Genomic DNA, 13626 nt, shown 5'->3' on the forward strand with positions numbered 1-13626 from the left:
AAAGCATATGATAAAAGAACTTAAGCCTTTAAGCCTTCAGGGAGAAAACATAGATGCGCTTTTGGATAGCTTTGATCTTGCATTTGCTCCTTTGTTCTCTCAGGTAATCAATGCTCTTATATATTCACGCATAGATGAGATCGCTGATACAAATCTACTTGATTTGCTTGCATGGCAGTTTCATATCGAGGAATGGGAGCGTATAGAAACAGTTGAAGAAAAACGCAAGGCCATCAAATCAGCAATACAATTGCATAGATACAGGGGCACGCCCTGGGCGGTAAAACATGCGCTAAAAAGTATAGGACATGATAGTGAATTAAAAGAATGGTTTCAATATAATGGCAATAAATACAGATTTAAAGTTTTTTCGCTAAAACCGATAAAATCTGAAGATGAATTTATCGGTTTCGTTCAAACCATAAATGAATACAAGAACGAAAGAAGCTGGCTTGACAGCATTGGAACGCATCATGAGCATAACTTAGCTCTTTATGCATGCGTGAAGACATGTGTTGGCAACAAACACATAGTTATGCCAAATATGCCTAACTTTTATATATATCCAGCAACTAATTATGCGGACATCAGTTTTAGAGTTGCTAACTATGTAAGCATAGGAGTGGCAAATGGCTAATTTTTCAGGGACAATGATTACAAATAAGGGCTTGAATTTACTCGCTAAGGCTATTAATGGAACAAATCTGACATTTACACGTATGGCGCTTGGAGATGGATTCTGGCAGGAAAACATAAATCCTGTTGAGCTTGACGCCTTAATTTCAGAGAAATTCAACATACAAATTCAGGGCATAGAACTAACTGGCACCGGAACTGCAAGAATGCGCGGAGTTGTAACAAATAATATGATTCAAGCGGGTTTTTTTGCGCGAGAACTCGGAATATTTGCACAGGATCCTGAAATTGGAGAGATTTTATATGCAGTTTCTTATTCTGGCGAGCAAGCTGATTATATCCCGCCAACTGGTAACGTTTTTCTGGAATCAGTTATAGATGCTTATGTTGTTATTGATAGAGCTGAAAATGTTACCGCAGTTATTGACGACACTGTTGTTCTTGCAACAAAGAAAGATATTATTGAACACAATGAATCTCTGTCATCACATCAAAATATACAGGTATTAATAGATGATCATAAAAAATCTTCGTCAGAGCATCAGATTCCTGAACAGATTCAATATGCAATTACACATCACGACCATATAAATTACACCAAAAGATACATACATTTTCAACAAGCAAGCGCAATCGAATGGAGTATTTTGCACAATCTAAATACTGGTTATCCTATTGTTCAAGCATATCAAGAAGACACAGAGCAGATTAATCTTGATGGATACTGCGGAAGTGGAGCATACTGTGGACAAAGTGGACTATACTGCGGAGGCGGAATCGCCATAAATGCTCTTAAGCTTACAGATATTCCTTATTCTGCTATTTTGATTATTTCGCAGAATAAATTGCTGTTGAGGTTTAGCTATCCCCAGCAGGGCAAGGCTATTATATTGGGAGGTGTATCATGAGAGGAATGCCGAAGTGGCTCAACTCAAAAGAGGATGTTTTAAATGTTGTTGGGCTTGCAAGTGATGGTCAGTTAAGTAAATCAGACGTCAAAAAGAAAATTAATGATTTGCTCAGCGACGAAAGAGTATACAACTACAAAGCTGAAGTGTCTTCAGATTATCAACCAGGTGAAAATGAAAAGGTTATGACAGAAAAGCACTATGATGGAACAGAAAAAATTGTCTGTTATGAGCTGGTTGAGAATATGTATGCACGATATATTCAACTCGGATTTACTAAGGATGAAATAATTAGCTTATTAAGCTCACTGGAGGATTAAAATGGGATTATTATGGCAGGACTCGTCAAGTTATCCACTGAACGCAGCATACCTTTCAAGGCCACATAATATTCGTCCTGGCGCTGGAGACCATTATCTTGAGCCGAATGCTCAGCTAAATGGGGTGGTTTTGAAGGCGGGGACGATTGTTCCATTGTTTAATGGAACAGTGTGGAAAGTATATGAATTTACAGGTGATGTAAATATTGTTGCGTTGGATGTAGGAAGTTTTCAGTTTGGCAAAGACTATTATGTTTATCTCTGTGATGATGGGTCTACAAGTGGTTTGTTGTTGATTTCTTTAAACTCCACCGTTCCATCCGGATATAATGCAAATAATAGCAGAAAAATAGGTGGATTTCATTATGGGAGAAAGAGAAATTCATTCACTGTTTCTGATATTACAAATAATGTTGTGGTCCCAAATTCAGTATGGGATTTAGTTCATAGGCCCAGATGCTCCCCAGAAGGCATGGTTTATATTGGCAATGGTGTATGGGTTGATATATATCTTGTTAGCGTCAGTGAAACTATAACATTTTCAGCTGGAAATGGAAGCCCCATAATAACAGGAACTTGTAAATCAACATATAATTCAGTTCCTCTAACCGGGACAGAGGGCTTATGTGGTTATAATTTCGTTGAATTGGCAGGTAGAACAGGAAAGAGGTTGCTTTCATATGCAGAATGGTTGAGGGCTGCATGGGGAAGTCCTCAGGGGAACAATTCTGACAACAATAATGCATGGAGCGCAACAACAAATACTTCAAGACAGAATACAGGATATGTCAATAATGCGACTTCTCTCATGAATGTTATAGATTGTGCTGGAAATATTTGGGAATGGCTTGATGAGTATACCATAAGACAGGACAGCACTTCATGGGCATGGTATGATGTAATGCAGGGATGGAATGTTGGCCAACAATATTTACCGAATAACATTGGAGTGTCTCAATGCATTAGTGGCGGTATGTGGTCTGATGGGGCTCGATGTGGCTCCCGGACGATCCGCTTGATCGATTATCCTTCGACTGTGAGCGCTAACTGCGGGTCTCGCTTTGCCTGTGACTCTCTGTAGTCTGATTTCTGGAGATCTGCTTTGAATAACCTTATCATATATCAAAAGGTTTATGATTGCGCATTGTACTTGTTCCCAATTGTTGAAAGATTTCCAAAGCATGAAAAATTTGTTCTCTGCACGCACATTAAATCGTGCCTGATCGGAATTGCAAGGCTTATTGTTAAGGCGAACAAGAGCAAAAACAAAAAATCTGTTTTGTATGATATCGATATTTGCATCGAGGAGCTCAAATTTCTTGTCAGATTCGCTCATGACAGAAAGTATTTATCACATAAAAGCTACGAATATGTAAGTAAACTTATCTCAGAAATAGGAAGGCTTTTGGGAGGCTGGATCAAAAGTGAGGGGTAAGGGCGATTATGGCGGTATGTGGTATGATGGGGTTCGATGTGGCTCCCGGACGATCAACTTGAACAATTATCCTTGGACTGTGAACACTAACTGCGGGTCTCGCTTTGCCTGTGACTTACAATTGTCAGAATATAGCCTTTATGGAGGCTATATCAGTGAGCAAGTCAGGCTCTTATTCCTTCCTGTTAAAAGGAAAAGATATACAGACCCAAGCGGTAAGTAAGGGTAAAGCTGAACATGGCTGGGGTTATTTATGCCAAAAACATTTAGTGGCATTTATAAGAAAATATATTATTTCCAGAATCTGCATGCAGCATATTTAAAGGCTCGTAGATGCAAAAGATACAGACAAGAAGTTCTTAAATTCACTGCAAACCTTGAAGAGAATTTGATCGCTATTCAAAATGAGCTTATCTGGAAGCTTTACAAGCCACTGCCATTTAGGGATTTTTATGTTTTTGATCCTAAGGAACGTTTGATACAGGCTCCTGCATTTCGCGATAGAATCATACACCACGCTTTATGCAACCTTATTGAGCCATTGTTTGATAAAAAATTTATTTACGATAGTTATGCCTGCCGTGCTTATAAGGGCACTCACAGGGCAATAATGCGAGCTCAAAAATTTATGCAAAAGATAAAAAGAGAACATGGAAACTTTTATATCCTTAAGGCAGATATAAGTAAATATTTTCCAAGTATAAATCATGCGATCTTAAAAAATATTATTAGAAGGACCATAGCATGTAAAGATACGCTATGGTTAATAGATCTCATCATTGATAACAAATCAGAACAAGAATGCGGATTGCCAATAGGGGCACTTACAAGCCAACTATTTGCTAACATTTACCTGAATGAGTTCGATCATTTCATGAAAGAGGAACTTTCCGTAAAATTTTATATAAGATATATGGACGACTTTATAATACTGCATCAGAGCAAAGATTATCTCAAGCATTTATTAAAAGAGGCTGAATTATTCCTTGGGTGCAGGCTTTTTTTGACGCTAAATCGCAAGACCCAAATATTTCCTTATAAACACGGGCTTGATTTTTGCGGTTATCGCATCTGGACTACACATATATTGCCAAGAAAGAGAAATATCAAAAAGGCTAAAAAAATGCTGAGAAAGTTAAGCAATAAATATAAAAATGGACTGGCAGACATTGATTATATTAGGCCTCGATTAATGAGCTTTCTTGGATACATGAAACACTGCAATGGATACAATACGCTCAAATATATGCTGAGTGAATTTGTCTTGTCAAAGAAGTAAGTTTTTATTTTGTATGATAAAAAGTTGCAACATAAGATAAAGCAGCCTAGTTAATTTAAAATAGCCTTTAAGATATCCCGAATAGTCCAAAATAGTCACGTTATATCCCAGAAAAACATAAAAAACACTGTAAAATTGTGAACCGTTATTTTGTAATTTTGTGAACCGTGAATTGTAATTTTGTGAACTTTTGAATTGTAATGAACACTGTAAAGACAGCTGAGGTGGCGATATATGTAACAGTAAGCAGGATAGAGAAAAATAAATGGAAAGAGCCACTTCCACTGGTTAAGTCTGCTCTGTATGAATTGAAACAGATGTTTGTGAAAAAATTATGGACAGACACAATTCTCTTGACAAGTCTCTTTAATCATTTTTTTTCGCCTCTCTACTTATTTTTATAATAGTCTTATCTCTGTGTCTACTAAATTGTAGCAAGTTCAACCAATGATAAATCATACTAAGCTTCAATAAGAAGGATATATTTAATCTAATGCTCTTTTTCAGCAATCCCATGTGGTATATTCTCAACATCGGTGTTTTAGTTTTTCTACAGTCCAAATAAACTTAATAAAAAAAAGACGATAATTCAAAAGATTTTAAAACATAGAAATGGCATAACAGTTGCATGTTATAATATGCTTTGCACTGTTGTCTTTTTATTCTTAAACAGATAAGGAGTAAATGAGTTCAATGATAAATGCCTATATAATTCGTGGAAAAGAACTAAAAATCTGGGGATTAACACCTTATGAAAGACTTGAAAAGTCATTAAAAAAAAGAACCAATATTAAACTAATTGAAAATATCAATAATATAAATGCTGATAATAATATAATATTATTCAACGGGGATTATATATTTGATGAAAGAGTAATTGATTTCTTAATAAACCATAATAACACTGGCATAATTATTGGAGAACCACAAAAACCACAACTTGTTGCAATCCATACAAATGGCCAATTTGTAGAGAATTGTACATATGCTATAAAAGAAAATAAGTTTGAACAAATTCCTGGCAATATTGAGATAAAAAATATAAGCAACATTATAACGCAAAGTTTTCAAAAATCTCTCAGGAAGGCAGATAAGCCTTTTATATTAAATGCAACAGAAAATGATAAGGATTTCATAGAAGATAAGCTTTACTACAGCTCATATAAAGGTGTAACAGACATTATAACAAGGATTGTATGGCCAAAACCTGCTAAATTAGCAGTAAAGTTCTGTGTAAAATATGGTATAACTCCAAACTATGTTACAACTCTCAGTTTAATCCTCGCAATAATTGCAGGTCTTTTATTCTATAAAAATCAATATGCCCTTGGATTGATTGTGGGCTGGTTTATGACATTTCTGGATACTGTTGATGGTAAGCTTGCAAGAGTTACGATATCATCAACAAAATTTGGCCACTTATACGACCATGTGATTGATTTAGTGCATCCAATTTACTGGTATATATGTTGGGGATTAAGTCTATCATCCCTTGGTGTTCCTATGAATATGGTATGGCTCAGCCTTTTGATTATAATCATATTTTATGCTGTGGGACGCTTTGTAGAAGGCGGATTCAGGATGCTCATTAAAGCACCATTTAGCATATTTTGCTGGAAACCTTTTGATTCTTTCTTTCGTTTAATTACTGCCAGAAGAAATCCGAATTTACTCATTTTAACTGTTGCCACAATATTCAAAGCCTATGATACAGGACTGTACCTTGTTGCTATATGGACATTTCTTTCCTCGATTATCCTCTTAATTCGTTTTATTTTAGCCCTGAAAGAAAAAAAAGAGAAAGGTTCACTAAAAACCTGGTTAAATAATATAGATTCAGATCTGGCTAAAAAGAAAAAAATCTACAAACTATTTATATATGACTATTAATACATTAAAATTACATATTAAAAAGAATTTTTTATCCAAACCATTTATTTCTTATATTACTTCGTTTAAAAAAAATATGTCCCAAAAAGTAAAATTTATAATCATTAATAAAAATGAGGTGTGTGGGTGGGTTCTTTATACGACATTATAAGTAACAGGATTACCGGTGATATTCCATTAGAAGTTGAAAGTTTTGTCAATACATTTTTAAAAAGTTATAAAGACAACATTCTTGCAATCTTATTTTATGGGTCATGTCTGAGAACTGGTAACTTTAAAAATAACGTAGCAGATTTTTATATTATTGTTTCAGAATTCCCTAAAAAACAAAAATTAGATAGATATCTAAGTTATTTTCTACCACCAAATGTTTATTATTTAGAAATACCATGTAGACATGAGATATTGAAAGCAAAATATGGCATTTTTACGCTTCAGCAATTCAGAAAAATGTCATCAATAAATAGTTTTCAGCCATATTTATGGGCAAGACTCGTCCAACCAATCCAACTTGTATATACAAAAAATGATGATGTAAAAAAGGAAATCATATCATCAATATTAACCGCTTCTACAACAATGCTATTTAATATAATCCCCACTATTAAAGATCATTTTAATTTAAAAGAACTCTGGCTACACGCATTGAACCTTACATATAAAAGTGAAATCAGGCCTGAAAGAAGGAATCATATATCAAAAATTTACAATTATAGCAAAGATTATCTGAATGGCATATCAGAAAAAATTTTAAATGTTCTACCCTATCCAATCAAACAAAACAATAAAAACGGGAAACATTATTCCATCTATATATCAAAAAGATTAAAACTTATAAACAAAATAAAGTGGTCTGTAAGAGTAGTAAATGGTAAAATAATATCAATTTTACGACTGATAAAGGTTCTATTTACATTTGACAATGCACTCTCTTACGGTTACTTCAAACTTTCAAAACATACTCCAGGTGTTAAAATACCAAAGATATTTAAAAAAAGTCTGTTGTTATCGTTTATTTATATATTTTTAACCGGAGAAAAGAGAAAAATATTCAAAAATAGTAATAAATTGATACACTATTATTAAAAACAAGAAATGGCGATACAATGATTGTTTTCATATTGACATTTTTCAGTCTGTACGGACTTCTTCATCTTTATGCTTTTCTTAAACTAAAAATCTATTTAAATCCAGGTCTGTTATGGGAAATAAGCATTGCTTTGTTTATGGTTTTAATGATTTTTGTTCCTTTAATAGTACGAATTGCTGAAAAACATGGACTTGAAAAAACTGCAATTATACTGTCATGGATTGGCTATTTATGGATGGCATTAATTGCTTTATTCTTTTTCTTTTCAATTTTTATTGATTTACTGAGATTTTTAATTTTTATTTTTAATCAAATGGCTGGAACAAAGTTTTCTCTGTTTCCATTGGCTAAACTGTATTTTTTTATTCCTTTTTTTATATCCATATTAATGCTGGTTTATGGTTATTTCGAAGCTTTAAATATTAAAACTGAACACATAGAGATAAGAACAAATAAAGTCAAAAGAGATGTCAGAATTGTACAGATCTCAGACTTACATATTGGACTCATTATAAGAGAAAGTAGAGTAAAAAAAGTTACTCAAAAGATTAGGGAGATAAATCCTGATATTGTAGTTTCAACAGGTGATTTAGTTGATGGTCAGATTAACGGTATAACCAAAATCGTAGAAATACTGAAAGAACTTCAACCTCCATTTGGTAAATTTGCAGTTACGGGAAATCATGAATTTTATGCAGGGCTCAAACAGGCTTTAGTATTTACCGAACAGGCAGGATTCCAAATTTTACGACAGGAAGGGATTTACATTGATGAGTTAGGCATAAACATTATTGGAGTCGATGATTTTGAGGTAAAAAGATATGACTCTACAAAAATTTTATCTGAGGAAGAAGTTTTTGAAAAATTCAGAAAACCAGGATTTACTATTTTACTCAAACACAGACCTTTTGTGAACGATAAAACAAGGCAATTTTTCGATCTTCAACTTTCAGGACATACTCATAAAGGACAATTTTTCCCGTTCAGTATAGTCACAGCCCTTTATTACACCAAGGATTCAGGATGCATAGAAGACACTAATGGTTGTCATTTATATATCAGCAAAGGAACAGGAACATGGGGTCCACCAATAAGAATTTTTGCTCCACCTGAAATTACTGTTATTGATATTAAAAGACTAGATTAAAAGTGCAGAACATCATTGTAATCATAAATGTTATAGAGCATTTTGAACATGCTGAATATTCAAATACTCTTTTATCCTTGCAACAGCTTCTGGAATTGCTGCAACCACCTTTGATGAACATTCTCTGCTTAATGTTTCAACATCTTCCACTTCTACACCGATAATTTTTATTTCTTTAGGCATTTCTTCAGGGAAAAGTTTATAACCAATTCGTATAATCTCAAAAATTGACAAGTTATGCGTTCCACTTGCATAAATATTTGCCCAGTAGTCAGAGCTGAATTCTACAATGCTACCAGGTTCTGTCCCTGATTTAACTCCATCAACAATAATCACTTTATCATAACCAAGAATGGAATCAATAATTTGAAAACTAATATTTAGAAGCGAAACTGTATCAACTACTCCCTGAAGTTCCTCTACAATCTTAAGCCCAACTCCATCATCTTTAAAATTAGGGTTACCAATACCAACAACAAGAGTTTTCATTTTTCCTCACTGACTTTTATTATAGAAAAGCGGAGGGCAAAAAACATTTCCCTCCGCTTAAAAAGCATTATCTTAGGCTATTTCAAAATTTCTGAGACTTTTTACAACCTCACCATTATGGTCAACTATATCAATTTTTACTGGAATTCTTCCTGGAAGTGTATGAGTAGAGCATGCAAAACATAAGTCGTATGGACGATAAGCTATTTCAACAAGATTCAGAATTCCTTCATCCACTTTACCATTCTTTATAAAGCTCTCTGCTGCTCTTTTTACAGCTACATTCATTGGTCCTTTGTTATGAGAGGTGGCAACTATAAGATTAGCATCAGTAACAATACCTTTTTCATCAGTCTTATAGTGATGAATCAAGGTACCTCTGGCTGCCTCAACAATTCCTACACCTTCTCCAACAGGTGTTCCAAGTTCCTGTCTGACATTAGGATCTGTAATGCTTTCATCAGAAGCGATTTTCTTAACATTTTCAGCAGCGTTCATAAGCTCAATTGCTCTTGTCCAGTGATATGCAAGGGTATTGTGAACAGGCTTACCCCCAAAAGCAGCCAGCATTTTTTCATAGGCTTCCTGTGCAAGTGGAGTATCAAAACCATTTCCAACATTGAATCTTGCCAAAGGTCCAACACTGTAAATGCTTGTTCCATCGCCATCTGCAAGACCCGTCCAGCCAATTTTCTTCAAATATGGTGCTTTCTGATAACTCCATGGAAGAGTTTTTTCTGCAATATAATCAAGATATTCAATACCCTTAAACCTTCCAATTTCATTACCCTTTGTATCTACAATTTTCTGCGTCCCATCATAGTATGTCACTTTATTGTTTTCATCAACAGTACCGAGATAATTACTTACAACTTTGTAAACATTACCTGTTACAAGCTCCATATATTCCTTGTTCTGTAACACAACTTTATCAAATACATCAAGGGTGAGCTTGCCAAGTTCAATACAGTCATCAGCGAGTTTTAAGATTTCCTGTCTTTCTTCTTCTGTAATTCTCTTTGACCATCCACCTGGAATTGCTGCAACTGGATGGCTTGTCCTTCCGCCTGTGATTTCAAAGATTCTAACAGCTGAAAATCTTTTCTTTAAAACAAGCTTTCCAACATCTGCACCCACTTTTAGAACAAGACCTATAAGATTTCTTTCAGCAGGTGAGGCTGTTGGTCCGCATACAAAATCAGGAAAACCAAGAGCATAAAGAATTCCTGTATGGTCTTCAACAAGATGTGCATTATAGAAAAGTTCTCTAATTTTTTTTGCTGTTGGAGTTGGTTGTACTCCATAAACTGCATCTGCAGCCTTCACTGAGGCTGTAAAATGAACGCCCCTTCAAACTCCGCAAATTGTGCTAACAGTTCGAGGAACTTCCTCAATAGGCATCCCCTGCAGAAATTTTTCATATCCCATGAACTCAACGACCTGCATAAAGGCATTTTCTACGTTTCCATTTTCATCAAGAAAGATTGTAACTTTACCATGGCCTTCTAGCCTTGTCATCGGATTAATTTCGATTTTCTTCATTCCATTTCCCCCCTTATGGGTTATTTTTCTTATTATTTCTTTCAGTCCCATTTTTTATCTCTTTATTCTTTTACCGAGAAAAGACCCGGGTAATGTATATCTATAAAACAAATGTACAGGATCTGGAATCTGGTCAACAAGTTCTTCGTTGTCAAGCATACTTGCAATAGCGCTAATTGCTCTTAAACCAAAATCCTTTACTCCAGGGATTGGTCCACCACATCCTCTGCATGGAATATTTGCAGCAGGACATTTTGCACCACAATCACCCTGAGTTACAGGACCAAGACAGAGATATCCCTCTTCAAGAAGACAGGCACCTTCTGTAGGTGTTCCCTCTATTGTTCTCTTGACAGTTGTTGCCAGCTTCTTTGGTTTGCCCTGTAATACAGGATTTCTACCGCATACCTCACAAACAGCCTTACCCATTGTAATCCAGGATCCAGGAGGTGGCAATTGTCCTGAAAGCAAAGCTGTAAATGCTTTTCCTATATGTTCATGATAAGGAGGGCATCCTCCTATATAGTAGTCCACTTTTACAACTTCATCAAGAGGTCTTGCATCCATAAGAGTTGGCAGAGTTAATTCATACTTGCCATCAACAACAACTGATGTCTGAGGCAATATTTTTTCCGGATTATCTGTACTGAAACTATTAATGTATGCTTTATCAAGCAATTGATCAGTTGTATGAAGGTTAACAAGTCCTTTTATGCCACCACAGGATGCACAGATACCAAAAGCTATCATTACCTTTGATTTCTGTCTTAATACCTTTGCTATATGTTCATGTTCTGAATTTCTTACATTTCCTGAAAATAATGCAACATCTATTGAACCATCTGGCATTGCCTCCAGATCTTTATATTTAACATCTGCCACTGTTGGTGCCCAGAAAACTATATCTAAGGCAAGTGCAACATCCACCAGTGCTTCGGCTAAATCCACAACAGCAATATCACATCCTCCACATCCTCCGGCAAGGTAATACGCTAGTTTAGGTTTGCTCATTGTGCTCCTCCTTTCAATGGATTTGGTCCAAGTTCTCTTATTTTTGCATCAAATGCTGTCATGGCTTCAGAAAATTTTTTGCCCTCACTTCCTGAAATCCATTCTAGTTGAATTCTATCTGCTTCAATTCCAAGATCTGTTGCAACTCTTTTGAATAGTTTGAATCTGCGTATTGCTTTGTAGTTGCCCTCTTTGTAGTGGCAGTCACCAAAGTGACATCCACCTATAAACACTCCATCTGCGCCTCTTTTGATAGCTTCTGCAATAAATTCAGGTTCAACTCTTCCACTACATGGCACTCTTATAATATGCGCTGTTGGAGGATAGCTATACCTCAGGCTTCCTGCCAGGTCTGCACCTGCATATGTACACCAGTGACAGGCAATAACAAGAATTCTTGGCTCCCATGCCATCTTAATTACCTCCTTTTATCTTAGTTATTACTCCATTTAAAGGAATTGAAGCCATCGCAATTGCCTTTTCTACATCAGCACCAAGAGCTAGAGCAGTAAGCTGAGCAATATGAAGGGCGGGAATTTTATAATTATGTTTTTTCTGCTCTACAAGAAGTGCCTGACCTGCATCAAACTGCAATAAACAGGAACTACAGCCCATAACTGTTACATCTGGATCTATTTCTTCTTTGATTACATCAAGCTTCTTTTTAAAAAGAGCCAAAGATTTTTCTGGTGCTGTTGACCTTAATGCACCCATACCACAGCAATCAGTAATTGTACTGTAATGAGGTGCAACACCACCCATTGCCTCACATAGCTCTCTCAATCTCGTTGGCGCAAAAGGATTGTTCTCATTTTTTGGGAAAGCTCTACTTGGCCAAAGATTGTGGCAGCCTGTCTGAACAGCACATTTTAAACCATTTAGATTATATTTAACTTTTGATTTGAGATTATCCATACCTATTTCTTCATAAAGAAAATTTGGAAAATTCCAGACTGTTGTTGTTCCCTTGTATTCCTTGCCAACTTTTGCCAGAATTTTATTTACCTGCTGTTTAATTTCTGGATGTTTGTCCATGTAATATTTTGCTTCATTGAGAGACCCATAACATGAACCACAACCGGTTATAATATCAACACCTTTTTCTTCTGCAATAGTTAAATTCCATGCAGATGCAGCAGCCCATCCAACAAGGTCCAATGATGGCATTGTTCCATATGCAGGACAACAAGTTGCACCTTCAAGATCTACTACTTCTACATCCAGTTCATTCAGCATGTATCTTGCTGAATATTCAACATCCGGTCTATTAAACGGGATATTACATCCAAGAAAAAATCCTATCTTTTTCATCTCTATCCTCCTTAATCAAGCGGGAATGGTGCTATTTCTTCCAAGACAGTTTGTTTTAAAACTTCCTGGTATTTTTTCCTTAAATCATCAAAACTCAAAGCTGTTGGCGGTTTTTCAGGAAGTCCGGCTTTCTTTCTTCTTTCTTCAAATCCCTTTGGAAATACAGCATGTCCGAATCTATAAAGATTTCTTAATCCTTCATAGGTATTTGCAGGGCAGGATTCAACTCTAATAGCTGATCTTCTTACAGCCTGTATCACTTCATATGGTTTTATATCCATAGGACAAATTTCCACACAACGATTACATGATTGACACCCCCAAACTGAAGGATCATCAAGAAGAACATCCCTTAACCCCATGTTAGCTGCCTGAATGATTCTTTTAATAAAAAATTCTAAACCAGCCAACGCCATCGGACATGTGGATGCACACTTGCCACACTGTATGCATTCCCTGATTTCATCTGCTCCAAACCCCTCAAGTTCTTTTACAAAACTTTCATCAGCCTGGGTAAGATCAATGACATTTACACCACCCTCTTCCATGTTTTCCTCCTTCTATTTTA

15 protein-coding genes and 1 pseudogene are annotated in these 13626 nt (G+C 35.6%); 10 read left to right on the forward strand and 6 right to left on the reverse strand.

Going from position 1 to position 13626, the window contains the following annotated elements; translation table 11 throughout:
* Positions 1-7 precede the first annotated feature (7 nt).
* From G581_RS11580 to G581_RS0104185, 10 genes and pseudogenes are all read left to right on the forward strand, one after another.
* Positions 8-637 carry a phage tail protein I gene (locus tag G581_RS11580; protein WP_051178813.1) on the forward strand — a complete coding sequence of 210 codons (630 nt, stop codon included), beginning with the start codon at positions 8-10 and terminating at the stop codon, positions 635-637.
* On the forward strand, positions 630-1544 hold the full coding sequence (locus tag G581_RS11585) for a phage tail-collar fiber domain-containing protein (protein ID WP_051178815.1): 915 nt from the start codon (positions 630-632) through the stop codon (positions 1542-1544). The genes G581_RS11580 and G581_RS11585 overlap by 8 nt, the downstream gene beginning before the upstream one ends.
* Positions 1541-1864 (forward strand): hypothetical protein, encoded by a 324-nt coding sequence (locus G581_RS0104150; RefSeq protein WP_028844733.1) that lies wholly within the window; start codon positions 1541-1543, stop codon positions 1862-1864. Before G581_RS11585 ends, G581_RS0104150 begins: the two co-directional genes overlap by 4 nt.
* A 1-nt stretch (position 1865) precedes the next feature.
* Entirely contained in the window at positions 1866-2945 is a 1080-nt protein-coding gene (locus G581_RS10575; RefSeq protein ID WP_051178816.1) for a phage major tropism determinant, read from the forward strand.
* A 21-nt stretch (positions 2946-2966) separates the two neighbouring features.
* Positions 2967-3299 carry a diversity-generating retroelement protein Avd gene (avd, locus tag G581_RS0104160; RefSeq protein WP_028844734.1) on the forward strand — a complete coding sequence of 111 codons (333 nt, stop codon included), beginning with the start codon at positions 2967-2969 and terminating at the stop codon, positions 3297-3299.
* Positions 3300-3552: 253 nt separating this feature from the next.
* On the forward strand, positions 3553-4578 hold the full coding sequence (locus tag G581_RS0104165) for a reverse transcriptase domain-containing protein (protein ID WP_028844735.1): 1026 nt from the start codon (positions 3553-3555) through the stop codon (positions 4576-4578).
* 206 nt (positions 4579-4784) lie between these two features.
* Positions 4785-4935, forward strand: a pseudogene (locus tag G581_RS12425) (IS256 family transposase); the annotation flags it as partial.
* 327 nt (positions 4936-5262) lie between these two features.
* Entirely contained in the window at positions 5263-6468 is a 1206-nt protein-coding gene (locus G581_RS10580) for a CDP-alcohol phosphatidyltransferase family protein (protein ID WP_083962605.1), read from the forward strand.
* A gap of 126 nt (positions 6469-6594) precedes the next feature.
* Positions 6595-7554, forward strand: a complete 960-nt coding sequence (locus G581_RS0104180; RefSeq protein ID WP_028844737.1) for a hypothetical protein — start codon at positions 6595-6597, stop codon at positions 7552-7554.
* A gap of 20 nt (positions 7555-7574) precedes the next feature.
* Positions 7575-8705, forward strand: coding sequence for a metallophosphoesterase (locus G581_RS0104185; RefSeq protein ID WP_028844738.1), 1131 nt, complete (start codon positions 7575-7577; stop codon positions 8703-8705).
* Between the two features lie 30 nt (positions 8706-8735).
* Here G581_RS0104185 and G581_RS0104190 read toward each other — a convergent pair whose 3' ends face one another.
* From G581_RS0104190 to G581_RS0104215, 6 genes are all read right to left on the reverse strand, one after another.
* Positions 8736-9194 carry a hydrogenase maturation protease gene (locus G581_RS0104190; RefSeq protein ID WP_028844739.1) on the reverse strand — a complete coding sequence of 153 codons (459 nt, stop codon included), beginning with the start codon at positions 9192-9194 and terminating at the stop codon, positions 8736-8738.
* A 72-nt stretch (positions 9195-9266) separates the two neighbouring features.
* Positions 9267-10736, reverse strand: a complete 1470-nt coding sequence (locus G581_RS10585) for a Ni/Fe hydrogenase subunit alpha (protein ID WP_083962619.1) — start codon at positions 10734-10736, stop codon at positions 9267-9269.
* Between the two features lie 54 nt (positions 10737-10790).
* A complete protein-coding gene (locus tag G581_RS0104200) occupies positions 10791-11747 on the reverse strand; it encodes an NADH-quinone oxidoreductase subunit B family protein (protein ID WP_028844740.1) in 957 nt (318 codons plus the stop codon).
* Positions 11744-12160, reverse strand: a complete 417-nt coding sequence (locus G581_RS0104205) for a hydrogenase iron-sulfur subunit (RefSeq protein ID WP_028844741.1) — start codon at positions 12158-12160, stop codon at positions 11744-11746. Before G581_RS0104205 ends, G581_RS0104200 begins: the two co-directional genes overlap by 4 nt.
* A gap of 1 nt (position 12161) precedes the next feature.
* Positions 12162-13058 (reverse strand): CoB--CoM heterodisulfide reductase iron-sulfur subunit B family protein, encoded by an 897-nt coding sequence (locus G581_RS0104210; protein WP_028844742.1) that lies wholly within the window; start codon positions 13056-13058, stop codon positions 12162-12164.
* Between the two features lie 11 nt (positions 13059-13069).
* On the reverse strand, positions 13070-13606 hold the full coding sequence (locus G581_RS0104215) for a 4Fe-4S dicluster domain-containing protein (RefSeq protein WP_028844743.1): 537 nt from the start codon (positions 13604-13606) through the stop codon (positions 13070-13072).
* Positions 13607-13626: the final 20 nt, after the last annotated feature.

This window comes from Thermodesulfovibrio thiophilus DSM 17215, from assembly GCF_000423865.1.
Taxonomy (GTDB): Bacteria; Nitrospirota; Thermodesulfovibrionia; order Thermodesulfovibrionales; family Thermodesulfovibrionaceae; genus Thermodesulfovibrio; species Thermodesulfovibrio thiophilus.

Bases quoted from the DNA above. Each gene is read 5' to 3' on its own strand.
- G581_RS11580 (WP_051178813.1), top strand. From the start codon at position 8: ATGATAAAAGAACTTAAGCCTTTAAGCCTTCAGGGAGAAAACATAGAT.
- G581_RS11585 (WP_051178815.1), top strand. From the start codon at position 630: ATGGCTAATTTTTCAGGGACAATGATTACAAATAAGGGCTTGAATTTA.
- G581_RS0104150 (WP_028844733.1), top strand. From the start codon at position 1,541: ATGAGAGGAATGCCGAAGTGGCTCAACTCAAAAGAGGATGTTTTAAAT.
- G581_RS10575 (WP_051178816.1), top strand. From the start codon at position 1,866: ATGGGATTATTATGGCAGGACTCGTCAAGTTATCCACTGAACGCAGCA.
- G581_RS0104165 (WP_028844735.1), top strand. From the start codon at position 3,553: ATGCCAAAAACATTTAGTGGCATTTATAAGAAAATATATTATTTCCAG.
- G581_RS10580 (WP_083962605.1), top strand. From the start codon at position 5,263: ATGAGTTCAATGATAAATGCCTATATAATTCGTGGAAAAGAACTAAAA.
- G581_RS0104185 (WP_028844738.1), top strand. From the start codon at position 7,575: ATGATTGTTTTCATATTGACATTTTTCAGTCTGTACGGACTTCTTCAT.
- G581_RS0104190 (WP_028844739.1), bottom strand. From the start codon at position 9,194: ATGAAAACTCTTGTTGTTGGTATTGGTAACCCTAATTTTAAAGATGAT.
- G581_RS0104200 (WP_028844740.1), bottom strand. From the start codon at position 11,747: ATGAGCAAACCTAAACTAGCGTATTACCTTGCCGGAGGATGTGGAGGA.
- G581_RS0104205 (WP_028844741.1), bottom strand. From the start codon at position 12,160: ATGGCATGGGAGCCAAGAATTCTTGTTATTGCCTGTCACTGGTGTACA.
- G581_RS0104210 (WP_028844742.1), bottom strand. From the start codon at position 13,058: ATGAAAAAGATAGGATTTTTTCTTGGATGTAATATCCCGTTTAATAGA.
- G581_RS0104215 (WP_028844743.1), bottom strand. From the start codon at position 13,606: ATGGAAGAGGGTGGTGTAAATGTCATTGATCTTACCCAGGCTGATGAA.